Here is a 23,353-nt window from a genome sequence, read left to right as displayed (position 1 = left end):
ACTATCGGCCGTGCAGGATGCTATCGCGGATTTCGCCTTGATATCGTTTCAGGTCGGCGCTGACGGCGACGGGATAAGGTGAATCCGCGGGCGCGAGGCGCCGCAGCCGGTCCGGCAATGTGTCGACCAGGGCTTGCGCCCGCGCCCGTATGTCGCTGATCGGTTCGCGCTCCATCCCGAGATGCGCCGTCCGCCGGCCGCCCGTCATCACCGGCCTGAGCAAGGGGTCGCCAGCATCGTTCGGACCGGCGCCCTCCTCGGTTGCCAGGGCAATCGTGTCACCGACGGCGATCCCGTTCGAGAAGCGCCTGAATACCTGCTTGGGCCCCGGCAAGGTCTCTTTGCCGGCCGACATCTTCAGCCGGCCCCGTCCCTCGTAGTCTGTCAGCTTGTAAGCGATGTCCAGAGACGGGGCGTCGGTCGAGACGATCATATCCGTCCCGACACCGAAAGCATCGATCGGAGCGCCGCCCATCAAGAGACGATCGATCTGCCATTCGTTCATGCCGCCGCTGGCGACGATGGCCACCCCTTCCAGTCTGGCAGCATCCAACCGTCCGCGCGCCTGTTGCGACAATGCCAGCAGATCGCCGGAATCCAGCCTGATCGCCCGGATTTTGAAATCCAGCCCCCGCTCCCTGGCCAGAGCAATGACGGTCTCGACACCACCCATCGTGTCATAGGTGTCGACCAGCAAGGCAATATCCGGGACGACGGACGAAATGGCGCGGAACGCGTCGATTTCGGATGGAAAAGCCTGCACAAAACTGTGTGCCATGGTACCGGCAACCGGAATACCATAGGCGCGTCCGGCTTCCACGTTCGACGTTGCCGTCACACCGGCAACATAGGCGGCCCGCGCCCCCATGATCGCAGCCTCGCGGCCATGAGCCCGTCTGCCGCCGAAATCGGTGATCGGCCGCCCCTGGGCGGCGCTGACGATACGAGCGGCTTTCGAAGCGATGGAAGTCTGAAAACTGACGATATTGAGCGCCAGTGTTTCAAGGAGTTGCGCTTCGGCAATGGGTCCCCGGATTTCGACGATCGGCTCGTTCCCGAACACCGGCGTGCCTTCCGGAACGGCGCGTATCTCCCCGCTGAAGCGAAAGGCCTTCGCCCATTCAAGGAAGTCTGCCTCGAACGGGCCCAGCGTCGCGAGATAGCGGATATCCTCGTCATCGAAACGGAAGTCGTCGACAGCCTGAAGCAAATCGTCAAGCCCGCAGGCGATCATGAAGTTCCGATGCTGGGGCAGCTTGCGCACGAACAGGCTGAAGACGGCGTCGCCCTTCATCGAGTGCGCACGATAGGCGCGGGCCATTGTGATCTCGTAGAAATCGGTGAAGAGTGCGGACATTGTCTCACCCTGGCCAGCCGTTTCGATGGTACGGGACGAGTCCCCGGTTTTCGAAGAATTCGCCCATGGTGAACGCATAGAGGCCAGCGGGAAAGCCCGGTGATCATATCTTTCCGGTACCGGCTTCCAGGGGCACCTGATCCCCCCGAACGATCCCGCGGCAACATCGGCCAACGCCGCAATTACCACTCGGCGCTCAGCCAAAAATTGCCATGATCCATCACCATAATTTACCATTCGTCTTCCTTTGAAGACAGTGAATCACAGCACCCCCTTCCAGGGTTCCCGTAATGGGTCCCCGGTCGGGCTGCGCCTATGGATCCGGATGCACACATTTCCGGATGTTCTCATCGTCGTTGGACGTCTGTATCGTATGCGTGGTGACGGATGCGTCGTGCAGTCGCCGTGATGGGACTTGTCATCGGCAGGCACGTCGCCCAGAAAGGTGCATGGGAACCGGCTTCACCGCCGGTGGCGACCACGGACAGTCGAACGGGTAACCATGATCACATCCCTGCCCAATGCGCTGACCATTTTCCGGATCATCTGCATTCCGGTTCTTGTCGGGCTGTTTTTCATCGATCGCCCATGGGCGCCATGGACGGCCGGGGGCATTTTCGTAATCGCTGCGGTTACGGATTTTTTCGACGGCTATCTCGCACGCAAGATGGAAGTCGTATCGCTTCTGGGTAAACTTCTGGACCCGATCGCGGACAAACTGCTGGTTGCGGCGACACTGCTGACGCTGATCGCATTCGACCGCATCACCGGACTGACGTTCCTGGCTGCGCTGGCCATTCTGCTGCGCGAGATCCTGATTTCCGGCCTGAGGGAATTCCTCGCCGGCATGAACGCACCGGGATTGCCGGTATCAAACCTTGCGAAGTGGAAGACCGGGATCCAGATGACGGCGTTGGGGATGCTCATCGTCGGCGATTCGGCACCGGGTTGGTGGCAGGTCGATCCGGTCGGTATGCTTCTGCTTTGGATCGCCGCGGTACTGACAATGGTCACGGGATGGACATATCTGCAAGCCGGCCTCAGCCAGGCGATGCATCCCCAATCGCCGCCGCCCGCTTCGACGCGCGATCAATCGACCAACAGGGCCAGTTCCGTTGGCTGAAGCGACGAACTCAAGGGTCGTCGACATTTCCGATTCCGCTCCGTTCGCGGGACCGTCCAGGAAATCGGTTTCCCGATCGGTTTCGGGTAGGAAGGATTTTGCCACCGGCGAAGCGATCTCGCGCGCGGGTCGGTCTCGGCTCGGGCACCGCAATAACTCGGACGCGCAGTCACCGAAGTGATCTGGTTCCGCAAACGATTCTTTCGACATCTTCTGAGGCCGATGATCCGGATGCAGCTGACGCCGGAGGTCATCGCCCGCAGCCTTGCCATTGGTGTCTTCTGGGGGGCCTCGGCGACCGTCGGATTTCAGTTCATCGGCATCGCGGTTTGCTGGGCCATTGCACATTGGTCCAGGCGACCGTTCAACGTGGCAATCGCCCTGGTCTTAACGAATATCACGAACCCGTTTACGATAACCCCGGCCTATTCGCTGTTCATTCTGACCGGATGCGCGATCTCGCCGAGTTGTATGGGCGGGGCGGCGCTGGTCAACGATCTGGTCAGCCGCCTACAGGCCGACGGGGTGCTGGCCGTGGTCCAGGAAAGCGGCTATCTGCTGCTGCTGGCATTTCTGGGGTCGATGCCCTATGCGATACCCGCAGCCATCGGCAGCTATTTCCTGGGACGCATGATCGGCCGGCGCCTGGAGACGCGCCGACGCCGGAAGGCGCGCAGGGAAGTCGGTAATGCCGGACCCAACGGCAAACCGGATGCCCGCCCCGCGGTTTCCGTCGGGTCGCTGAACAATCGGTCGTTGTGACCTCAAATCGAATTGGTAGCGCCTGTGGATTTTGCCGCCTATTGTTTTCACCTGAACCGCAGAAGCGTCGGACGACCGAGGAGGCGATATGAAGCTGCTCTATTTCGCATGGCTGCGGACACATATCGGCGTCAACGAGGAACTCGTGACACCGCCCGACGATGTGAGGACGGTCGCCGACCTCGTCGGCTGGTTGAAAACACGCGGCAGCGGCTATGCCGAAGCGCTGAAGCACGATTCGGTCGTTCGCGTCGCCGTCAATCAGACATTTGCCGATCCGGCGACGCCGGTCGGTCAGGACGATGAAGTCGCTTTGTTCCCGCCGATGACCGGCGGCTGAAGGAATATCGCAATGGCCGAGATCGACGTCAGAGTACAGGAACAGCCGTTCGATGCCGGCGTCGAATACGGCCGGTTCGTCCAGGTGCCGGCAGTGAACAATGCTACCGATATCGGGGCGGTCGCGTCGTTCGTCGGCCTCGTCCGGGGTAGCGATGATCGTCATGGTCCGGGCCCTGATGATGCCGAGCACGCCGCAAACGGCGAGACCACGATCCGGGCGATGACCCTGGAGCATTATCCGGGCATGACGGAAAAGGCGATCACGGCGATCGCAGAAGAGGCCGCCGAGCGGTGGCCTGCCCTTCGACGAGCCACCGTCATCCACCGGTTCGGCCGCATGCTGCCCGGAGAACCGATCGTGCTCGTCCTGACCGCGTCGCCGCATCGCGACGCCGCCTTCGACACCTGCCGGTTCCTGATGGATTGGCTGAAGACAAAGGCACCGTTCTGGAAGCTCGAAGAGACGCCGTCCGGCGAACGCTGGGTGGATGCCCGCGACAGTGACGATGCCGCTGCCGCGCGCTGGAACCCAGGCAACACGGAATAGATTATTCCGCGGCGCTTGTCGCGGAAGCAGTGGCTGAAGGCGCGTTGACAGCCCTGGTATAGGCATCGATCAGGGTTTCGGTGATCTTGCCCGGCGTATAGGTGCGGCTGTCGATCAGCCCGACGGGCGTCACCTCGGCCGCGGTACCGGTAATGAACACCTCCGTCGCCTTTTCCAGATCATCCGGCCACATCGGACGTTCGATCACCGTCATGCCTGCCTCGCGCGCCAGACCGATCACCGTGCGGCGCGTGATCCCGTCGAGGAAGCAATCCGGTTCGGGCGTGTGGATTTCCCCGTCGATGACAAAGAAGATGTTGGCGCCCGTCGATTCGGCAATCCGGCCGCGGTAATCGTACATCAGGGCGTCGTGGAAGCCCGCGCCCTCGGCGGCGTGCTTCGACATGGTGCAGATCATGTAGAGACCCGCCGCCTTGGCGTGCACCGGCGCCGTTGCCGGTGACGGCCGTGCCCATTGGCTCGTCTGCAGTTTGATCCCCTTCATCCGCGCCGCCGGATCGAAATAGCTTGGCCATTCCCAGGTCGCGATGGCCATGCGGATGGTGTTGTGCTGAGCTGAAACGCCCATCATTTCCGACCCGCGCCACGCAACCGGTCGCACATAGCCATCGACGATATTGTTTGCGGCGATGACCTGGCGTGTGGCCTCATCGATCTCGGCCGCCGTTATCGGCAGGTCGAAGCCGAGCACGCGGGCAGAGTAGACGAGCCGCTCGGAGTGTTCCGTCAGCTTGAAAACCTGACCGTTGTAAACCCGTTCACCCTCGAATACACAACTGCCGTAATGCAAACCGTGGGTCAGGACATGAATTTGCGCGTCACGCCAGGGCACCATCCGGCCATCAAGCCAGATCGAGCCGTCACGATCATCGAATGGAAGATTCGCCATGATAAAATGGTCCAGTTGTTAGAAAGTTACCGTTCCCTCGCTCACTGTGTAACATTTTCCCTTTCGGTGTGTCAACATAGCTGACATAATCGGTACCATCATGCCTGAGTTTCCGAGGCGACATGACTGAACCGAAGGTTGGTGCCAATCCTCTGTTCCTCCGTGAGGAGGAGTTGCGCCAGGGCATAGAGCTGCTTTTTTTCGCTTATCGTGATTTCACCGGCGAGGCCGACCGAATTCTCGACGAGCTCGGACTCGGCCGCGCCCATCATCGCGTTATCTATTTCGTCGGGCGCAATCCCGGGATAACCGTATCCGACCTGCTGCGGATCCTTCGGATCACCAAGCAAAGCCTGAGCCGTGTGCTGACGGATCTGATGTCGAAGGGCTATGTCGTTCAGCGTCAGGGCACGACCGACAGACGCCAGCGTCTGCTGGAACTGACCGAGGACGGCGAAGCGCTGGAGCGAAGCCTGTCCGAACGTCAGCGGGCCCGGCTTGCCCGCGCCTATCGTGAGGCAGGCGCCGACGCTGTAGAAGGATTCCGGCAAGTGCTTCATGGCCTCATCGACGAGGACAAGCGCTTCCAGGCCCCGGATATCGGGCGCGACAGCACCCGGCAAGGACGCCGATCATGACCGGCCGGCCCGGCGTGACCGCCGCCGCAACACACGGCCTCTGCACATGAGGCAACGGAACACTTCGGCGCCGGCCGTTGCCGATGCCCTGCCCTCGCCGGCGGTCGCGCTCGGGATTGCCCTCGTCCTGATCGGCATGTTCCTGTTCAGCGCCAACGACGCGCTGGGCAAATGGCTGGTCACAACCTATTCCGTCGGACAGGTACTGCTAATTCGCTCGGCGGCCGCCCTTGTCGCCCTGCTGCCCTTTATATGGCTTTGGGGGCGTCCGGCGATCGTTTCCCGCGACCGGCCGGGCATCCAGGCATTGCGTGTCCTGTTCTCCACAGCCGAAGTGTTCTGTTTCTATTCCGCAGTGTATTTTCTACCCTTGGCCGACGTCATGACATTCTGGCTCGCTGCGCCGATCTATGTCGCGGCCCTGTCGCCGATGCTTCTGGGCGAGTCCGTCGGATGGCGCCGCTGGACCGGGATTATCGTAGGCTTCATCGGCGTCATCATCGTCCTCAACCCGTCGTCGGCCACGCTTACGCTCCCGGCGCTCATTTCCGTCGTCGGCAGCCTGACCTTCGCCTTGATGATGCTGACGGGCCGCATGCTCAGACGAACGCCGGACACGGCCCTCGTTTTCTGGCAGACTATGGGGGCCCTGATTGCGGGTGCGGTCCTGGCGCCGTGGGGCTGGGTGCAGCCAACCGATTTCGACTGGATGCTGCTTGGCTGCCTCGGCATCATTGCCATGGGTGCGCATGTCCTGATCAACCGGTCGCTAAAGCTTGCCGATGCCGCAACGATTGCGCCGTTCCAGTACACGCTGCTGCCCTGGGCGGTTATCTTCGGCTATTTCTTCTTCGGCGACATCCCGCGTTGGAACATGCTGATCGGGGCGGCTGTCATCGTCGGCGCAGGGCTCTATATCTATTTCCGTGAACAGCGCGTGAAAAAGCACCGCCAAGTGGTGACGACGCGCCCTCCCGGGGACGTCCCGGGCGCCTGAACTGCTCGCCTTACAAAGCGATAAAGCCAAACCGGAAACCGAAACTTCCGGATAGTATGCCATCATCCTGAAGGAGTATGGCGAGAAGTTGCTGGACCTCGCCTTGTCATCGGGCATACAATTAAGCATCTATGCAATCAAAGAAAAGCCGACCGCCGGCATGTCCGGCTTGGCAGCCCCGGCATCCGTGAATGCGGGCCGGCGAAACCGGAGGAACCGACCATGCCTGACGACATTCAGTCCCGAGATCCCCGCACCAACTTTGCCGACGCGTATTCCGAGGGCATCGAAGCTGGCGACCGCCGGCTCTGGGGCCGCATTGCTCATTCCGACAGACGTGGCTTCCTGCGCGGCGCCGGCCTCAGCGCCATGGGCCTGGCGATCGGCGCTTCCATTCCGTTCCATCGCAGCATGCCGGCCGGCCTTATCCCGGCAGCATTCGCCCAAATTCCCGAAATGGACGCGTTTGGACAGTATGACGGCCTTACCCTGCTCAACGAACGTCCGCTCAATGCCGAAACGCCGCCTCACCTGCTCGATGATGCCATCACGCCCAACGATCGCATGTTCATCCGTTCCAACGGGCTGATACCGGACAATCAGTCCGACGATGTGGTGGAGAATTGGCGCCTGATCATCGATGGCGAGGTCGATAATCCGCTGGAACTGTCGATCGCCGATCTGCAGAACGACTTCGATGTTCACACCGTCGCCCTTCATGTCGAATGTGGTGGCAATGGCCGGGCGTTCTTCAACCCCGGTGCATCGGGCAATCAATGGACCTTTGGCGCGGTCGGCTGCCCCGAATGGACGGGCGTAAGGCTGCGCGATGTGCTGGAACGCGCCGGCGTACGCGACAGTGCGGTCTATACCGGGCACTATGGCAACGACCCCCACATTTCCGGCGATACCGAGCGGGACGCAATAAGCCGGGGTGTGCCCATAGAAAAAGCCATGGATCCGACTGTCATGATCGTCTGGGCCATGAATGGCGGGGATATGCCGCAGCCAAATGGCCATCCCCTTCGTCTCGTCGTGCCGGGCTGGCCCGGTTCGTGCAGCCAGAAATTCCTGACGCGAATCCAGGTGCGCGACCAGGTTCACGACGGCGAAAAGATGGGCGGCTACTCGTACCGCATGCCGGCCTATCCCGTCGCGCCCGGCACCGAAGTACCGGAAAGCGACATGGAGATCATGGAGGCCATGCCGGTCAAATCCATCATCACCTTCCCGGAAACGGGCACTGAGACTGCTGCAGGTGAGGCGACGGAAATCCGCGGCCACGCCTGGGTCGGCGACGCGGAAGTTTCCGCCCTCGACGTTTCGATCGATTTCGGCCAGTCTTGGCAGGCGGCGGAACTCGACGATCCGGTCAATCCGGGCGCATGGCAGAACTGGCGAACCACGGTGACGCTGCCCGAGGCTGGCTATTACGAGGTCTGGGCTCGCGCCACCGACTCCAACGGGCGCATGCAGCCTCCGGTCATTCCCGGCTGGAATCCGCGCGGTTACGGCAACAACATGTCGCACCGGATCGCTATCTTCGCAGCCTGAGTATCACGAACTGACCGGCGGACGGGGCACAGACACCGTCCGCCGGACTTCTGCCCGACCGGCCCCGGCCCCCACCGGTCGCCAGCATTCGCCGCTTCTCCTCGCCCCGCTTCCCCTCGCTTCGATTCAAGAGATTGCCGTTGCCGATGACCACTTCGACCAATCCAGGCACCACCGTGCTGAAAGCCTTCGCCGTGGCCATCGGCATCGCCGGCGCCGTTTCCATCGCCGGTCATTTCGCAGTTCAACCCGGCCACGACGCCTGGCAGGCTGACTTGGCGGCGGCTCAGCGCGACGCAGCCGAAGCCAGGGCCGCGGCACAGGCCGAGGCCGAAGCCCAAGCTGCCGCTGAGGCCGAAGCAGAGGCCGCGCGGCGCGCCGAAGACCGCCGTCAACAGGCACAGCAAGCCCTGTCCAGATCGCTGGGATCGCCGGCGGGACCGTCCGTCTCCGGTGGCGGCTTCAACCCCCTGGCGCCGGGTGGCGGCACCGGCAGTTCGTCGAACGCTGGATACGACGGCCCCCGGAACCCCGACTTTGGCAATCTGCCGGACACCGAAGGGGTCGAAACCGTCTACTACAATTGCACAAGCTGCCATTCAGCGACGGTTTTCACCCAGCAAAGGATGACGCGGGACCGCTGGGACTATACGCTGGACTGGATGGTGACGCATGGCGGCATGGCGGAACTGCCTGACGCCGATCGAGCAACGGTCCTGGATTACCTGGTACGTCACTTCAGTAGCTGACATCACGCTCTGCCGGTGCGTGCCTTAGTACCGGTCCGGAAATGGTCGGGACTGCAGGGTAGAGTCAGGCGGGAACGAGAATCGGTCCGGGACACGGCCCATGACTTCGTGGCTTCACGAACAGCGCCTTCAAGCGGTCCTGGACGCGGTTGGCGACTGCAATCCTGGCACCGTCCTCGACCTTGGCTGCGGCGACGGCGATCTGCTCGTCCGGCTGGCGACCTGGCCGACCGTCAAAGCAATCGTGGGCATCGACTTGTCGGCCCCATCCCTTCGGCAACTTCGCGCCCGTATGGCGGCACTGGAAGACCGTATAACGGCGTCAGTCGACCTGATCCACGGCTCGCTGACTGAAAACTGCCGATCCCTGACCGGCTTCGACTGCGCCGTCCTGGTCGAAACGATCGAGCACATCGATCCCGGCCGTTTGGCAGTGGTGGAGCAGGCGGTATTCGGCGAAATGCGGCCGGGGCGGGTCGTGATCACGACACCGAACGCCGAATTCAATCCGGTGCTTGGCGTCCCTTTGCACCGTTTCCGTCACCCGGACCATCGGTTCGAGTGGGGGCGCGACCGTTTCCGCCGCTGGGCCCGTGGCGTCGCCGGCCGTCACGGTTACACCGGGTGCTGTTCCGATATCGCGGGAACGCATCCGGAACTGGGCGGCGCCAGCCAGATGGCTGTATTCGACCGCGAGGACCGGCGATAGACAGCGCCGCAAAATCTTGCTGTGGCCCCTTTTATTACGTCACTTTATATATTATTTAATCGATAGACGGACCCGCTTGCCACCGCTGCCGGAAATCTCGGTGAATCCGCAAAACCGGAGCGACCGCAAGAGCCGCCAGCCCGATCCGAAAGCGGGATATCGAGCCCATTTGAGAGGTGCAGGATGAACGATTTACAGAAACCGCAAGTGACTGGTTTTTTCGACGAACGGACCTTTTCGGTTCAATACGTCGTGGCCGACCCGGCAACCCGGAAATGCGCCATCATCGACCCCGTCCTGGATTTCGATGAAAAATCCGGGGCGACGGCGACGATCAATGCCGACCGAATCCTCGATTTCATTGAAACGCAGGGTCTGACGGTCCAGTGGATTCTGGATACCCATCCCCATGCCGACCATTTCTCCGCAGCCCGGTACCTCAAGGAAAAGACCGGTGCGCCCACCGCGATCGGCGAAAAGGTCGTTGAGGTCCAGAAACTCTGGAAAGGGCTGTATAACTGGCCCGACTTTCCAGCCGACGGCTCCCAGTGGGATAAACTGTTCGCGGATGGCGAGACGTTCAAGGTAGGCAATATAGACGCAAAGGTAATGCTGTCGCCCGGCCATACCCTGGCTTCGATTACCTATGTGATTGGCGATGCCGCATTCGTACACGACACGTTGTTCATGCCGGATAGCGGCACTGCGCGCGCTGATTTCCCCGGCGGCGATGCGCGGGTGATCTGGAAATCAATTCAGCAGCTGCTGTCCCTGCCGGATGAAACCCGCGTCTTTACCGGCCATGATTACCAACCCGGCGACCGGGAGCCGCTATGGGAAAGCACGATCGCACAACAGAAAGCTCAAAATATTCATGTCGCCAGCGGACAGAATGAAGCCGCATTCGTGGAGTTGCGCGAGGCGAGAGACCGCACACTGCCGATGCCGAAACTGATCCTCCATTCCCTTCAGATAAATATGAATGGCGGCAGGCTACCGGCGCCGGAAAGCAACGGCCGACAGTATCTGAAAATTCCTCTCAATACGCTTGAAGGCGCAGCCTGGGACTAACCTCACTTGACACCTCATACTATAGGGTCCGATCGACGATGCGTTCGCAAGATGAATGCATCGTCTTTCGGTTTGTGGCACATTATTGCTCACATTGCCCGACATATGGTGGAGTAAGTGATGAGGATTCTGTTCAGGTTGCTTCGACTGTTCGGTGATTTCCAGGCCATGAGCCGGGGACGGCTGGGTTCGCGTCTGGTGCGGCGAACCCTGCGCCGGTCGATGCGGCGCGGCAAGCTTCGCGGACCATTCTGACTGGCGGCCGAGCCAGGACCGCTAATGGAACTGATGCGGTCGACCTCTGGTATACTGCTGGCACACCAGCGTATCACTGGATTGTTCCGTTGACAGAAATATCGTCGGCAGGTTTATTGCTTGAAAAAGGGCTTTTCACACATCGGCGCGCGTCCTATTTATTCGATCAGACTGTTCAAATCGCTTGGATATCCCAATGGCAGGACGCCCCAAAAAGCTGGGACCCGATGATCAGGCACGAATCATCGAGTTGCGTGATCGACACGGAATGACATTGTCGGCAATTGCTACCCAATTTTCAGTCGGGATCGCGACGGTCAGCCGCATTTGTGCCAGCGGTTCCGGCGCGAGAGACACGCCGCCCCAGCCGGGTCGCAGTCACGGCGATGCTCTGACTGGCACGACATCGGACCCTGTCGTCACGAGGGCCAATGACACTGCACCTGTCGATCAGGCCGTCAGGGTCGAGACCGGCAATGAGTCAAGGAGCCGCAACAAACCCGAGCCTGGCCTGAATGCTGACGTCGTCACGGCGCCGAGGGAGCCGAGGGAGTCGCGACCGGTACTGTCACTCCAGAATCAGGGTTCGGTTTCGAGTTCGGTTTCGGGCCACGAGGCGCGTCTCGACGCAAAGGCGGGGAGCGATCGCCCACAGCCAACGGCGGCCAATGCCGGGCAAAACGGCTCCGGGACTTCGGGGGCGGACAGTCCCGCACCGGGTTCGGCGGGTGTGCAATGTGCTGCCGGTGAAATCCGCGATTCGTCCAGGGCAGTGGCCCAGGCGCTGGAGCAGTGGCGCCAGACCCGCGCTCAGGAGGACTATGCCAGGGTCGACAAGGCACTCGCTGATATTCGACGCGCCCTGGCGAAAGCCGAAGTGGAACTATGGACGTGGCAGTAGCCGTTTCGGCCCCGATCTGACAATCATGCCGACGGGCTGCCATTTTCCGGTGCCTCGCTTGCCAGCCATTCCCCAGGAGATTCCGCCCCCGGCGGCCGATCATCCAGCCGCCATACCACAGGATAGCTCGGCGCATACTGACAGAAGACACCTGTATGGCGAACGCGCCATGTGATTGCCGACCGCGCCCGTTCATTGTCGTCACCGATACGCCGACGTCGCCCACCAAATCCGAATGCGCGCGAAAGCGACGCGATCAACGATTCGATTTCTTCGGGCACCCTTTCGGCACGTCCGGTGTCGTTGGCATCTTTGGGGCACAGCGCCACCGCCCGATCGACATATCAACCAGCCTGTTCGAAAGCATTTCGATAGAGCTGGGCCTTTCCCAGAACGAGATTGACCATCGCGTCGCTGTCATCGCGATCCAGAGCCCGGTGTGCATGAACGTAAGACTGGCGGCTTGCCTCCTCGAACCTGTCCCAGAACCGACAACTCCACTCGTTGAACCAACTCAGCGACATACCCGCATGCGCCCGTGCTTATTGCGGATCCAGGCCGATCGCCTGCTCGAACAACTGGCGTGCCGCCTCGTCTGCTTCAGCGTCCCCTCGCGCAGGAGACTGAGGCCCTGAAGCGTCACTTCGTGAGCGGCAAGACTTTTTGCCGGCCCTCGGCGGTCCGCCGCGTAGCGGCTCGGCGTGCCTCGCGGGGGCGGCAAGCGCGAGGGACCCTGCCGTATTGCACTGCCCGGATCGGGCCACCTGATCGAAATGGCGGTGCGGGACGGCTGGATGGCCGAATGTCAGAAACGGGAGCCGTAAGCAGCCGAATTGTCAGACTCGGGGGATGCGGCGATCGCGGCGCATCGGTCCGGGACCCCCGGTCTTCACGGACCTGGCGCCCGGTCGGCCTGCTTCGGTATCTCCGCCCTGGCCGGCCTCGATACGGCGGCCGATCCTGGCCAGAAGCTCGGCATTCATTCGTGTCGAACGTATCTGTTCCAGCAGGTCGGCGGTCATTGATCCGGGTGCCGTATCGCCTCGCATCGATCCAGGTGCGGCCGTTACTGTCCGCAGCGCCTGGCGAATCTTGCGCTCCTGATCGTCGAAGAGCAGCGACCACTGACGCGTTTCGGATTTGGCCATATCCAGCGCCGGCCATATTTGCCGCTCCGCGATGCGCCGGTCGAGGACGATTTCCGAGTTGCCGGTCCCTTTCCATTCCTCATAGATCAGATCGTCCATTCGCGACCCGGTTTCCACCAGTGCTGTCGCCATCACGGTGAGCGACCCGCCCTCGCGGAGATTGCGCGCGGCGCCGAACAGCTTTTTCGCCCGCTGCAGCGAAATTGCCTCGATGCCTCCGGACATGACCCGCCCCGTTGCCGGCGCCATCGCGTTGTAGGCGCGGGTCAGCCGGGTAATGCTGTCGATCAGCACCACGACATCCCGACCGAATTCGACCAGCCGCTTGGCTTTGGCCAGGGTCTTCTCCGCCACTTCGATATGTTCATCAGGCGGCGAATCGAAGGTGGAGTAGCAGACTTCGGCCTGGGTATTCTCGATGAAATCGGTGACTTCCTCGGGCCGTTCATCGACCAGAAGCGCGATCAGCATGGCGCGCGGGTGGTTGTAGGAAACGCCGTTGGCGATTTCCTTCAGCAGCATCGTCTTGCCGCTGCGGGGCGGCGCGACGATCAATGTGCGCTGCCCCTTGCCTTGCGGCGCAATGAGATCGACCATCCGGGTTACTTCCGGAGAGCCCGCGCCAGGGTATTCGAGCGGCAGGAACCGGTCGGGATGGATAGGGGTCAAATGGCAGAAATTGCGGCGGCGCTGAGCCGCCCAGGCGGGTTTGCCATTGACGTTGGTCACGGCCACCATGAAGAACCGGCCATCTGGCCCCGGCGCCGCACCCAGCCGACCCGTCAGGACATCGCCCGCCCGCAAATTGCAGTCGCGGATCAGTTCGCCCGGAACCTGAACGATATCGGCACCGTCGCCATAGCGGTCGGTAACGCGAAGAGACGCTGACGCCTTCGCGTCCGAACCGACATCATCCTCGCAAAGAACACCTTCAACCGTAAGCTGCTTCAGGTCGTGATGGCGAAACAGATTCCGGATCACCTGGCGTATGGCTTCCGGCCGCTCAAGGCGCCACCACTCGTCGACGTTCACAGCATCCGCAAGGGCCGACAATTCATCGTCGCTCTTACCGGTGATCTGATCCAGATACATGCATGAACTCCGAGCGTTCCCAATTCACCAGATGGCGCCGCCAGCTGCGGCGAAATTTGCCCCGGCGACAATAGACGCTCAGGCGGCGAACGCCAAATAGTACATGGCAAACGGGTCCAGAATCGCCCGGCGCTACTCCGCCGCGATCTTTATCGGCGGCATGGCCCCCCAAACACCCTCTGCATACTCCCTTATGGTTCGGTCGGATGAGAACCAGCCGCATGAGGCGGTATTGATCGCCGCTTTCTTCATCCAGCGGCGCTGATCGGCGAACAGTGTCCCAACCGAACGCTGGGTATTGTCATAGGTGGCGAAATCGGCAACCGTCATCCAGGTATCGCCGTGATACAGGCTGTCAACCATGAACCGGAACCGGTCCGGTTCGTCGGGCGAGAACACGCCGGACGCGATCATATCCAAAGCGCGTTTCAGCGCGGGATCGGCGTCAATGATCGAAGCCGGATGATAATCTCCCGACTGCCGAAGGTCGGCAACTTCGTCGGCCGAAAGCCCGAAGATGAAGATGTTCTCGTCACCGACCCGCTCGCGTATCTCGACATTGGCGCCGTCCATCGTTCCGATCGTAAGCGCGCCATTCAGGGCAAATTTCATATTGCCGGTTCCGGAAGCCTCTTTTCCGGCGGTGGATATCTGCTCCGACAGATCCGCACCCGGAATGATGATCTCCGCCAGACTGACATTGTAGTTCGGCAGGACGGCGACCTTGAGCATGTCGCGGACTGCGGGGTCCTGGTTGACGACGCGGGCGATATCGTTGGCCAGTTTCAGCGTCATCTTGGCGACGTGATAGGCGCTGGCGGCCTTGCCGGCGAAGACCTTGACCCTCGGCACCCAGGACGCCGTCGGGTTGTCGCGCATCGCATTATACAGCGCGACAGTCTGGATCAGGTTCATGAATTGCCGCTTGTATTCATGAATGCGCTTGATCTGTACATCAAACAACGCGGTCGGATCGACGGACAAGCCGATGCGCGATTCGATCTCTGTTGCCAGGCGCTGCTTGTTGGCGCCTTTGGCTGCGGTATAGGCGTCAAGGAAGCCCACGTCGTCGAGATGCGGCTTCAACCGTTCGAGTTGTTCGAGATCGGCAATCCACCGATCGCCGATAGTATCGGTTATCAATCGTGACAACGGCTTGTTGCACTGGTGCAGCCAACGCCGCGGCGTGATGCCGTTGGTCTTGTTGACGATGCGCGTCGGGAATTGACGGTGCATGTCCCGGAATACGGTCTTTTTCATCAGTTCGGTATGCAGGCCCGAGACGCCGTTGACGGTATGACTGCCCAGAAACGCCAGATTGCCCATCCGCACCCGACGCTCCCCATGCTCGTCGATCAGCGACAGCGACGCGAGCATGGCATTGTCGGATTCCGGATGCTGCCGGACCCGTTTCAGAAATTCCGCATTGATCTCGTAGATGATCTGCATGTGGCGAGGCAGAACGCGCTCGACGAGAGGCACGGGCCAGGTTTCCAGCGCTTCGGGCAGCAAGGTATGGTTGGTATAGCTGATCGTCCTGGTCGTCAGATCCCAGGCTTTCGCCCAGGAGAGCCCGTGCATGTCGATCAGCAGGCGCATCAGCTCGGGGATGGCGATCGTGGGATGGGTATCATTCATCTGGATCGCCACCTTGGCCGGCAGCAAGTCCCAGTCTTTATGGTCCTGCAGAAAGCGCCGCAGAAGATCCTGCAGAGACGCCGAAGTGAAGAAGTATTCCTGCCGGAACCGCAGTTCGAGGCCGATCGGCGTGCTGTCGTTCGGGTAGAGCACGCGGCTCAGATTCTCCGACATGACCTGCTCTTCAACGGCGGCCATGAAGTTGCCGCTGTTGAAGTGGCCCAGATCGAAGCCCGAACTCGGCCGCGCCGACCATAGCCGCAGCGTATTGACGGTCTGGCCACCCCAACCAACCACCGGCGTATCATAGGCCATGGCCACCACACGCTGTGTTTTGACCCACGTAAAATGACGATTGCCGTCGGCGTCCACTGCGGCATCGACCGACCCGTAGAAGTCGATCGGATAAGCGACTTCAGGCCGCTCGAATTCCCAGGGATTGCCGTATTGCAGCCAGTCCTCGGGCGATTCGACCTGATAGCCACGCTCGAACTGCTGCTGGAACATGCCGTACTCGTAGCGGATGCCATAGCCGTAGCCGGCGACGCCAACGGACGCCATGCTGTCCATGAAGCAGGCTGCGAGCCGGCCAAGTCCGCCATTGCCGAGCGCTTGATCCGGCTCCGCCAGAAATATCTCTTCCGGGTCGAGGCCGAGTTCGGTCAGTGCCTCATGCACGATATCCCGTATGCCGAGATTGGCGACATTGTTCGCCAGAAGCCGGCCAATCAGGAACTCAAGACTCAGGTAGTAGACACGCTTCTTGTCTTCGGCGTAATGGCTCCTCGTCGTATCCATCCAGTTGTCGACAGCCCGATCCCGCACAGCCAGCGCGACGCTGGAGAACCAGTCACGCGACGTCGCGTGTCCGGGATCCTTGCCCACCGCATAGGTCAACCAGTCGATGAACGACTTCTTGAGCGCCTCTTTATCGAGGCTACGGCGGTCTCGGTCGTCGCGTTGTGTCGTCATATCCATTAATGCACCCTAGTATTGCGTCCGGCGACGGTCCGGGCCCCCGACGGCCCCTCGCATACGAGGACCTGCCGACGCCGCAAACCAGACCCCACAGGGGATCGGTACGCCACAAACCGCATACCCACACGTAGCCCTCACCCAACTTCTGGCGATCCACCCTTTGGCAGGCCGTCACGGGACGATGGATGGCGACGACGCTGCGCGGGCAGCGGCGATGTATCAGTTCGATCGAAGAAGGACCGTTGTTGAAGCAACCTTTCGGACAAACTTGGTCAATTTTGCAATTTTCCGTCTGCGAGGTTACAACGCTCGCGCGACATTGCAACCGCCAAAATGCGTACCCCAGCGCTGGCCCGGCGACCGCGAGGTATCGCCGACTACTCTTCCCTTTCATCGGCTGCACGATCGTCACTGCCCGTCATGCCGGTGTCTGTCATCCCGGATCGCGGTCCGGGAATACCGGGTCGCCCAGCCGTTTCGCATTCGCCGGTGGCCACCACCAGCCCCACACCGCGCTCGCCCAGGAGCGCCCTGAAATGGTCCGACGGCGGACGGTCGGTATAGAGCGTTGAGACTGCCTCCAGCGGAGCGAGTTTGACCATTGCGCCCCGGTTGAATTTCGTATGGTCGGCAACCAGAAACGCCCGCCGGCTGTTGGACAGAATCGCCTGCGCGACCCTAACCTCGCGGGTATCGAAATCCAGCAGCGTACCGTCAGGATCGATCCCGCTGCACCCGATGATCCCGAAGTCTACCTTGAAAGAGTTAATGAAATCGATCGATGCCTCGCCCACGATTCCGCCATCCGCATTCCGGACGATCCCGCCCGCGATCAGCACCTCGAAATCCGGACGGGCCATCAGAATGCGGGCGACATTGATGTTGTTGGTGATGACGCGAAGCCCGGCATGATTGCCAAGGGCACGGGCAACCGCCTCGGTCGTCGTGCCGATATTGATGAACAGCGAACTGTTGTCGGGAATATCGGCCGCGACCCTTGCTGCGATCATTTCCTTTTCGGCCAGGCGGCTGATACGGCGATCGGCATACTCTGTGTTGCGTGCGCTCGATGGCAGGCCGGCGCCGCCATGATAGCGCAGAACCGCACCCTGCTCACTGAGCCGGTTGATGTCCCGCCTGATGGTCTGGGGAGTGACGTCAAAACGGGCAGCCAGAGCCTCGATCGTGGCAAATCCCCGCTCTCCGACCAGCTTCAGGATCTCCTGCTGGCGCTCATCACCCGTCATTGCTGTTCCGCTGCATCAGGATCACCGGCGCCCCGTCCGACCGATGCCGGGTCAGCTTCGCCGCCGGCGATCGGGGCCGAGCCGCTTGAATAGCTGCACATACTCGATATCGTCAGCATCGAAAGAGTCGAGTTCCTCGAATCCCATTCGCGCATACAGGGCCTGGGTCTCCCACATTGCGGCTGAATTCGTCACCTCCAGCCGAGAAAGCCCCTGACGATAGGCCGTCATCTCGGCGAACATCAGGAGATTGCGCCCGATCCCGCGGTGCTGGTGCCGCGGCAACACCGCCAGATCCGAGATCACGAGCGTCCGGCCCCGTTGCGCAAGCGTTACCGTGGCAACCGGTCCCTCCGGTTCCTTCGGCGGCGCTGCCTGCGCTGCGGCGCGCGCACCGGCGACCGGACGGACGGTCGGTTTGGCGAACCACCGCACCGGCCTGGCCCAGGAGCGCGAGCCGAAACCGCGTTTCGGCGCACGTCTGGGGTCGAGTTCCCCGTCGACGACATGGACCTGCCGGGCCTGTATTCGTTGCGGCAGCGTGGCTGCGTCCGGAATGGCAGCCGGACCGAGTCTCGGCAGATAGATGGCGAAGGCTTCTGCGAATATCGCGGCGATGTCAGCCGTGTCGCGCTCGGTGGCGTGCCGCGGCATGCGCGCCCTGCGTATCTTGCGCCGTTCGGCGGCGCTTCTGGCCTGCGGTAAGGATACCAACGTTTTTACCCTCGTCTGCTTTCGGTTCCGGCACCAGCGGCCCTGACCCTGCTGCCTACGCCATCGCCGTTCGTCCGGTCCCGAAGAGGTTTCGATAGCACGCTATCGGGATCGACCGCGTTGAACTGAAGCGCCGCCAGCCGTGCATACAGCCCGCCGCGCTCCAGCAATTCCTCGTGCCGGCCAATATCGACGATCCGGCCGCGATCGAGCACGACGATCCGATCGGCCTCACGCACTGTCGCGAGCCGATGGGCGATGACCAGCGTCGTCCGACCGGCCATGAGCCGGTCGAGGGCCGCCTGAACATAATGCTCGCTCTCGGCATCCAGCGCGCTGGTTGCTTCGTCGAGCAACAGCAGCGCCGGATCGCGAAGCAGGGCGCGCGCAATGGCGATCCGCTGCTTCTGACCGCCGCTCAACCGCACACCACGTTCTCCGACCACACTGTCGTAGCCATCGCCAAGATCGCGGATGAAGCCGCTGGCATTGGCGGCTTCGGCAGCCGCCTCCATTTCGTCGTCGCTGGCCGTCGGGCGGCCATAGCGGATGTTTTCGGCCACCGTCCCCGAAAAAAGTACCGGATCCTGGGGCACCAACGCCATTCGGCCCCGGACCGCCCCTGGGTCGGCATCCCGCAGATCGACCCCGTCGAGCAGGATGCGTCCCGCCAGCGGATCGCGAAAACGCAATGCCAGATGGAAAACCGTGCTTTTGCCGGCACCGCTCGGCCCGACAAGCGCGACCGTTGTGCCTGGCTCTACCACGAGATCGATATCCGCCAACACCGCGCTGCCCGGGCGGCTCGCATACGCGAAGGATACGCCGTCGAAAGCCAGAGCGCCCCGTGACGGCAGCGGCAGCGGCGTCGGCAGGTCCGGCGCCGCCACGACCGGCCGGGCGTTTATGAGCTCGAACAGCCGATCGGTGGCGCCGGCCGCCCGCTGCAGTTCTCCCATGACCTCGCTCATGCCGCCGGCCGCACCGGCGACCAGAACGGAGTAAAAGATGAACGCCGTCAACGCGCCGGGGGTCAGGTCGCCGCTGATCACCTGATGCCCGCCGACCCAAAGGACGATCACGATCGCACCGAACACCAGCGTGATGACGGACGCCGACAACGCGGCGCGCATATCGGCCTGCTTCATGGCCGCAGCAAGGGCATCGGCTGTCTGCTCCGCGAATCGTTGGCTTTCCCGCTTTTCCTGGCCGAACGCCTGAACCGTGGCAACGCCGTGGACGGTCTCGTCGATACGCGCGCCGAGATCGGCGATCCTTTCCTGGGTGATCCCTGAAAGCCGCCGGACCCGCCGTCCGATTACGATCATCGGCACGAGCGCGACCGGAACGACCAACGCCGTCAGGGCCGCCAGCCATGGCGACGTCATCACCAACAGCACCGCGCCGCCCGCCAGAGTGAGCGAATTGCGCAGAAACACCGGCAGCGTGCCGCCGACGAGCGATTGCAGGATGCCGGTATCCGCGGTCAGGCGGGCGACCACGTCGCCGGACCGCATGGTCTCGAAATAGTCGGGATCGAGGACGATGACGCTATCATAGGCATCGCGCCGCAAGCCGGCGACGACCGTTTCTCCTATCCACGAGACCAGCTTGAGACGCAAATATGTCGTTCCGGCCATCACCACAATGACCGCGACAAGAATCGCGATGGCCCGATTGAGGAAATCGGGAGCGCCGTCCGCGAAACCGCGATCCACCATGATGCGGATTCCGATCCCCATTCCCAACAGCGTCATTGCCGTGATCGTCAGCGCCGCCCCCGCGACGGCCAGGCGCCCCTTGTGCGGCGCGAGATAGGGGCCGAGTCGCCGAATGGCATCGAACGGCCGTGACTGCGCTGTCGGGTCGGTCATTGCTCCCCCTCTGGGCGACCGGGCCGCGGTCCTGTGAAGGCAGGCGGGACGACGACCGGCAGGCAGCGCGATGCGGCGGTTGCGTGCAGGTCACTCATCGGCTATATACCCGCCTGACTTTTCCGAGGGGCTGATCCATGAAAAACGAAATCCATCCTGACTATCACGACATCAAGGTCATTATGACCGATGGCAGTGAATTCACCACCCGGTCAACCTTTGGCAAGCCGGGCGATGTGATGCGGCTCGATATCGACCCGAAATCACACCCGGCCTGGACGGGCGTCCAGCGCGCGTCGAGCCGTGGCGGCCGCATTTCGAAGTTCAACCAGAAATTCGGTTCTTTCGGCCTCAAGTCGAACGACTGAATCAATCCGGCGGCAATAAGCAGGCCGCCGTTCTGGACGACTCGATCGGCTCTGTGACAACCTGGAGGTCGGAAGGCGACAGAAAAATCGCTTTCCGACCTTTTTGGTGTTGCTTCAGCCTGACTCACGCTCGGCGAGCGCCTTCGCCTTCTCCCGCAGTGCAAATTTCTGGATCTTGCCGGTCGACGTTTTCGGCAGATCACAAAATACAACGGCCCGCGGACATTTGTAGTGCGCCATGGTCTCGCGGCAAAATGCGATGATCTCCTCTTCGGTCAGAGCGACACCGGGCCTCGGCGTCACGAATGCGCAGGGTGTCTCGCCCCAGACGTCATGCGGCTGGGCAACCACTGCAGCATCCAGTACGCCGGGGTGGCGGAAGAGAACGTCCTCGATCTCGATCGTCGAGATATTCTCGCCACCCGAGATGATGATGTCCTTGGAGCGGTCCTTCAGTTCGATATAGCCGTCGGGATGGATGACGCCGAGATCGCCAGTGTGGAACCATCCGCCCGCGAACGCCTTCTCCGTCGCCTCCGGGTTCTTCAGATACCCCTTCATGACCACGTTGCCGCGCATGAAAACCTCGCCGATCGTGACGCCGTCGCGCGGAGCCGGCACCATCGTGTCGGGCTCGGCCACCATAAGGCCGTCGAGCACCGGATAGGATACGCCCTGGCGGGCCCGTCTGGCGGCCCGCTCGTCTGCCGGCAATGCGTTCCAATCCTCGTTCCAGGCACAGACCACTGCCGGGCCATAGACCTCGGTCAGGCCGTAGACATGCGTCACGTCGATGCCGATCTCGTCAATTGCCCGCAGCACCGCCGACGGCGGCGCGGATGCGGCCGTCATCATCGCAACGCGGTTGGGCAAGGCGCGACGTTCGGCCGGGTCGGCATTGACCAGCATCGACATGATGATTGGCGCGCCGCACAGGTGGGTTACGCCATGTTCGGCCGCCGCCTGATAGATCGCAGGTCCTGTCACCTTGCGCAGACAGACATGAGTTCCGGCCATCGCCGTGATCGTCCACGGAAAGCACCACCCGTTGCAGTGGAACATGGGCAGTGTCCAGAGATAGACCGGGTGGTGACCCATGCCCCAGGTCATGATGTTGCCGACGGCCGTCAGATAGGCGCCCCTGTGATGATAGACGACGCCCTTCGGGTTTCCAGTGGTGCCCGAGGTGTAGTTGAGGGCGATTGCCTCCCATTCGTCTGCCGGACCGGTTGGCTCGAATGCCGGGTCGCCTTCGGCCACCAGGTCGTCATAGGTAATGCCGGGGTTCGGAATCCCCCCTGACGCGTCTTTCGGCGGCAGTTCCGCTTCAGGATCGTCGATGATCACCAAAAGCGGTGCCGGGCCGCGCATCTGCGACAAAGCATTGCTGATGACGGGTTCGTATTCACGATCGGCAATGAGAATCCGGGCCGCGCTGTGGTCCAGAATATAGGCGACGGTCTCCGAGTCCGACCTGGTATTGAGCGCGTTCAGCACGGCCCCCGCCATCGGAACCGCGAAATGAGCCTCCATCAGTTCCGGGATGTTCGGCGCCATAACGGCCACGACATCGCCGCGATCGACACCCCGCCCCCGCAGCGCCGAAGCGACTGCCAGGCACCGGTCGTGGGTTTGCCGCCAGGTGCGCCTTAGCCGGCCATGGATAACGGCCGTTCTGTCGGGGAACACCGACGCGGTCCGCTTCAGAAACGACAATGGCGTCAGCGGCGCGAAATTGGCGCTGCGACGGTCCAGATCGCCGCTTTCGAACGGGCTGATCGGATCCTGCGCGTATTCGGACATGGTGGCCTTGTTCCTCCTGATCATGACGTTGCCGGCACCCGGCGCGCCCGTCGCGCGGGGATGAATTGGCCCGACAGTATCCGGTTCATCGCTGACGGCAACCGGGGACGCACTTTTGTCGTGCATTTAACCCTTCTTTAAATCCTCCGGTATAGGGTGTATATTGTTAGGGTAGTGGCCCTCGGGCCGCTGCAGCGGCGGTCAGGTCGAAGATTGATCTGATCCTCATTGATGCCTCCCTGTTGTACTTGGCCGTCTCTCGTTTTCGAGAGACGGCCATTTTTCGCCCGAATTCCGGTTCGCGCGCAACCATTCATCCCTTTCACCGACGACGTCCGACCAACAGGACCAATCGCCTGCGAGGGTTGAATACGCCGCCGCCCGGCGACCAGAAATGTGCCCGGACTTGTCATAATCCTGTTGACGCACCTTCACCGCGATGATTAGCTTCACTTAATAAAGCAGTTGAACAGGCGAGGCGCCATGAGGACCGTCCCCGATCGGGGCGGTCCTTTTTTATGTGCCCGCCGTGCCCGTCCATGCGAGAGTCTGCGCATAGCGGCACCGACCCTCAGG

The 23,353-nt window shown here is 61.8% G+C and carries 21 protein-coding genes and 1 pseudogene; 13 read left to right on the top strand and 9 right to left on the bottom strand.

What is annotated here, in order from left to right:
- Position 1 precedes the first annotated feature (1 nt).
- A complete protein-coding gene (locus tag ABZ728_RS15565) occupies positions 2 to 1,357 on the bottom strand; it encodes a nicotinate phosphoribosyltransferase (RefSeq protein ID WP_366657142.1) in 1,356 nt (451 codons plus the stop codon).
- Positions 1,358 to 1,859: 502 nt separating this feature from the next.
- Between ABZ728_RS15565 and pgsA the strand changes: the two genes are divergently transcribed.
- The 4 genes from pgsA (at position 1,860) to ABZ728_RS15545 (ending at position 4,131) form a co-directional block, all read left to right on the top strand.
- The gene (pgsA, locus tag ABZ728_RS15560; protein ID WP_366657141.1) at positions 1,860 to 2,480 is read left to right on the top strand and encodes a CDP-diacylglycerol--glycerol-3-phosphate 3-phosphatidyltransferase; all 621 of its coding nucleotides are present in this window, start codon (positions 1,860 to 1,862) and stop codon (positions 2,478 to 2,480) included.
- A gap of 177 nt (positions 2,481 to 2,657) precedes the next feature.
- Entirely contained in the window at positions 2,658 to 3,242 is a 585-nt protein-coding gene (locus ABZ728_RS15555) for a DUF2062 domain-containing protein (protein WP_366657140.1), read from the top strand.
- An 88-nt stretch (positions 3,243 to 3,330) separates the two neighbouring features.
- Complete coding sequence (gene moaD, locus ABZ728_RS15550; RefSeq protein WP_366657139.1) at positions 3,331 to 3,582, top strand: molybdopterin converting factor subunit 1; 252 nt, start codon at positions 3,331 to 3,333, stop codon at positions 3,580 to 3,582.
- Between the two features lie 21 nt (positions 3,583 to 3,603).
- On the top strand, positions 3,604 to 4,131 hold the full coding sequence (locus tag ABZ728_RS15545) for a molybdenum cofactor biosynthesis protein MoaE (RefSeq protein WP_366657206.1): 528 nt from the start codon (positions 3,604 to 3,606) through the stop codon (positions 4,129 to 4,131).
- A gap of 1 nt (position 4,132) precedes the next feature.
- Here the strand turns inward: ABZ728_RS15545 and ABZ728_RS15540 are convergent, their stop codons facing one another.
- Positions 4,133 to 5,041, bottom strand: coding sequence for a branched-chain amino acid aminotransferase (locus tag ABZ728_RS15540; protein ID WP_366657138.1), 909 nt, complete (start codon positions 5,039 to 5,041; stop codon positions 4,133 to 4,135).
- A gap of 122 nt (positions 5,042 to 5,163) precedes the next feature.
- Here ABZ728_RS15540 and ABZ728_RS15535 point away from each other — a divergent pair, with 122 nt between their 5' ends.
- The 8 genes from ABZ728_RS15535 to ABZ728_RS15500 all read left to right on the top strand — a co-directional run bounded on the left by ABZ728_RS15535 (position 5,164) and on the right by ABZ728_RS15500 (position 11,915).
- Complete coding sequence (locus ABZ728_RS15535) at positions 5,164 to 5,679, top strand: MarR family transcriptional regulator (protein WP_366657137.1); 516 nt, start codon at positions 5,164 to 5,166, stop codon at positions 5,677 to 5,679.
- Between the two features lie 46 nt (positions 5,680 to 5,725).
- A complete protein-coding gene (locus ABZ728_RS15530) occupies positions 5,726 to 6,676 on the top strand; it encodes a DMT family transporter (RefSeq protein ID WP_366657136.1) in 951 nt (316 codons plus the stop codon).
- Between the two features lie 222 nt (positions 6,677 to 6,898).
- Positions 6,899 to 8,230: a sulfite oxidase gene (locus ABZ728_RS15525; protein ID WP_366657135.1), complete on the top strand. Its 1,332-nt coding sequence runs from the start codon at positions 6,899 to 6,901 to the stop codon at positions 8,228 to 8,230.
- Positions 8,231 to 8,376: 146 nt separating this feature from the next.
- Positions 8,377 to 8,979, top strand: a complete 603-nt coding sequence (locus ABZ728_RS15520) for a hypothetical protein (RefSeq protein ID WP_366657134.1) — start codon at positions 8,377 to 8,379, stop codon at positions 8,977 to 8,979.
- Positions 8,980 to 9,079: 100 nt separating this feature from the next.
- Complete coding sequence (locus ABZ728_RS15515) at positions 9,080 to 9,688, top strand: methyltransferase domain-containing protein (protein WP_366657133.1); 609 nt, start codon at positions 9,080 to 9,082, stop codon at positions 9,686 to 9,688.
- Positions 9,689 to 9,871: 183 nt separating this feature from the next.
- Positions 9,872 to 10,759, top strand: a complete 888-nt coding sequence (locus ABZ728_RS15510; RefSeq protein WP_366657132.1) for an MBL fold metallo-hydrolase — start codon at positions 9,872 to 9,874, stop codon at positions 10,757 to 10,759.
- Between the two features lie 120 nt (positions 10,760 to 10,879).
- Complete coding sequence (locus tag ABZ728_RS15505) at positions 10,880 to 11,014, top strand: hypothetical protein (protein WP_366657131.1); 135 nt, start codon at positions 10,880 to 10,882, stop codon at positions 11,012 to 11,014.
- Between the two features lie 196 nt (positions 11,015 to 11,210).
- Positions 11,211 to 11,915: a helix-turn-helix domain-containing protein gene (locus ABZ728_RS15500; protein WP_366657130.1), complete on the top strand. Its 705-nt coding sequence runs from the start codon at positions 11,211 to 11,213 to the stop codon at positions 11,913 to 11,915.
- Positions 11,916 to 12,259: 344 nt separating this feature from the next.
- On the opposite strand, the gene ABZ728_RS15495 is transcribed toward ABZ728_RS15500, so the two are convergent.
- From ABZ728_RS15495 to ABZ728_RS15470, 6 genes and pseudogenes are all read right to left on the bottom strand, one after another.
- A complete protein-coding gene (locus tag ABZ728_RS15495) occupies positions 12,260 to 12,439 on the bottom strand; it encodes a hypothetical protein (protein ID WP_366657129.1) in 180 nt (59 codons plus the stop codon).
- A gap of 312 nt (positions 12,440 to 12,751) precedes the next feature.
- Entirely contained in the window at positions 12,752 to 14,155 is a 1,404-nt protein-coding gene (rho, locus tag ABZ728_RS15490) for a transcription termination factor Rho (protein ID WP_366657128.1), read from the bottom strand.
- A gap of 132 nt (positions 14,156 to 14,287) precedes the next feature.
- Positions 14,288 to 16,771 carry a glycogen/starch/alpha-glucan phosphorylase gene (locus tag ABZ728_RS15485; RefSeq protein ID WP_366657127.1) on the bottom strand — a complete coding sequence of 828 codons (2,484 nt, stop codon included), beginning with the start codon at positions 16,769 to 16,771 and terminating at the stop codon, positions 14,288 to 14,290.
- 545 nt (positions 16,772 to 17,316) lie between these two features.
- Positions 17,317 to 18,018: pseudogene (locus ABZ728_RS15480) on the bottom strand (DeoR family transcriptional regulator); the annotation flags it as partial.
- A gap of 51 nt (positions 18,019 to 18,069) precedes the next feature.
- Positions 18,070 to 18,732 carry a GNAT family N-acetyltransferase gene (locus tag ABZ728_RS15475; protein ID WP_366657126.1) on the bottom strand — a complete coding sequence of 221 codons (663 nt, stop codon included), beginning with the start codon at positions 18,730 to 18,732 and terminating at the stop codon, positions 18,070 to 18,072.
- Between the two features lie 5 nt (positions 18,733 to 18,737).
- Positions 18,738 to 20,606 (bottom strand): ABC transporter transmembrane domain-containing protein, encoded by a 1,869-nt coding sequence (locus tag ABZ728_RS15470; RefSeq protein WP_366657125.1) that lies wholly within the window; start codon positions 20,604 to 20,606, stop codon positions 18,738 to 18,740.
- A 137-nt stretch (positions 20,607 to 20,743) separates the two neighbouring features.
- Here ABZ728_RS15470 and rpmE point away from each other — a divergent pair, with 137 nt between their 5' ends.
- The gene (rpmE, locus tag ABZ728_RS15465; RefSeq protein ID WP_366657124.1) at positions 20,744 to 20,974 is read left to right on the top strand and encodes a 50S ribosomal protein L31; all 231 of its coding nucleotides are present in this window, start codon (positions 20,744 to 20,746) and stop codon (positions 20,972 to 20,974) included.
- 114 nt (positions 20,975 to 21,088) lie between these two features.
- Here rpmE and ABZ728_RS15460 read toward each other — a convergent pair whose 3' ends face one another.
- Positions 21,089 to 22,777 (bottom strand): acyl-CoA synthetase, encoded by a 1,689-nt coding sequence (locus ABZ728_RS15460; protein WP_366657205.1) that lies wholly within the window; start codon positions 22,775 to 22,777, stop codon positions 21,089 to 21,091.
- Positions 22,778 to 23,353 lie beyond the last annotated feature (576 nt).

Origin of the sequence: Fodinicurvata sp. EGI_FJ10296, from assembly GCF_040712075.1 — a bacterium.
Classification (GTDB): domain Bacteria; phylum Pseudomonadota; class Alphaproteobacteria; order DSM-16000; family Inquilinaceae; genus JBFCVL01.
The sequence above is the reverse complement of the archived record's forward strand: the minus strand, read 5'-3'. Positions and strand labels throughout refer to the sequence as shown.

Bases quoted from the DNA above. Each gene is read 5' to 3' on its own strand.
- ABZ728_RS15535 (WP_366657137.1), top strand. From the start codon at position 5,164: ATGACTGAACCGAAGGTTGGTGCCAATCCTCTGTTCCTCCGTGAGGAG.
- ABZ728_RS15485 (WP_366657127.1), bottom strand. From the start codon at position 16,771: ATGGATATGACGACACAACGCGACGACCGAGACCGCCGTAGCCTCGAT.
- ABZ728_RS15515 (WP_366657133.1), top strand. From the start codon at position 9,080: ATGACTTCGTGGCTTCACGAACAGCGCCTTCAAGCGGTCCTGGACGCG.
- ABZ728_RS15505 (WP_366657131.1), top strand. From the start codon at position 10,880: ATGAGGATTCTGTTCAGGTTGCTTCGACTGTTCGGTGATTTCCAGGCC.
- ABZ728_RS15510 (WP_366657132.1), top strand. From the start codon at position 9,872: ATGAACGATTTACAGAAACCGCAAGTGACTGGTTTTTTCGACGAACGG.
- ABZ728_RS15540 (WP_366657138.1), bottom strand. From the start codon at position 5,041: ATGGCGAATCTTCCATTCGATGATCGTGACGGCTCGATCTGGCTTGAT.
- ABZ728_RS15460 (WP_366657205.1), bottom strand. From the start codon at position 22,777: ATGTCCGAATACGCGCAGGATCCGATCAGCCCGTTCGAAAGCGGCGAT.
- ABZ728_RS15500 (WP_366657130.1), top strand. From the start codon at position 11,211: ATGGCAGGACGCCCCAAAAAGCTGGGACCCGATGATCAGGCACGAATC.
- ABZ728_RS15470 (WP_366657125.1), bottom strand. From the start codon at position 20,606: ATGACCGACCCGACAGCGCAGTCACGGCCGTTCGATGCCATTCGGCGA.
- rpmE (WP_366657124.1), top strand. From the start codon at position 20,744: ATGAAAAACGAAATCCATCCTGACTATCACGACATCAAGGTCATTATG.
- ABZ728_RS15520 (WP_366657134.1), top strand. From the start codon at position 8,377: ATGACCACTTCGACCAATCCAGGCACCACCGTGCTGAAAGCCTTCGCC.
- ABZ728_RS15525 (WP_366657135.1), top strand. From the start codon at position 6,899: ATGCCTGACGACATTCAGTCCCGAGATCCCCGCACCAACTTTGCCGAC.
- ABZ728_RS15565 (WP_366657142.1), bottom strand. From the start codon at position 1,357: ATGTCCGCACTCTTCACCGATTTCTACGAGATCACAATGGCCCGCGCC.
- rho (WP_366657128.1), bottom strand. From the start codon at position 14,155: ATGTATCTGGATCAGATCACCGGTAAGAGCGACGATGAATTGTCGGCC.
- ABZ728_RS15530 (WP_366657136.1), top strand. From the start codon at position 5,726: ATGAGGCAACGGAACACTTCGGCGCCGGCCGTTGCCGATGCCCTGCCC.
- ABZ728_RS15495 (WP_366657129.1), bottom strand. From the start codon at position 12,439: ATGTCGCTGAGTTGGTTCAACGAGTGGAGTTGTCGGTTCTGGGACAGG.
- moaD (WP_366657139.1), top strand. From the start codon at position 3,331: ATGAAGCTGCTCTATTTCGCATGGCTGCGGACACATATCGGCGTCAAC.
- pgsA (WP_366657141.1), top strand. From the start codon at position 1,860: ATGATCACATCCCTGCCCAATGCGCTGACCATTTTCCGGATCATCTGC.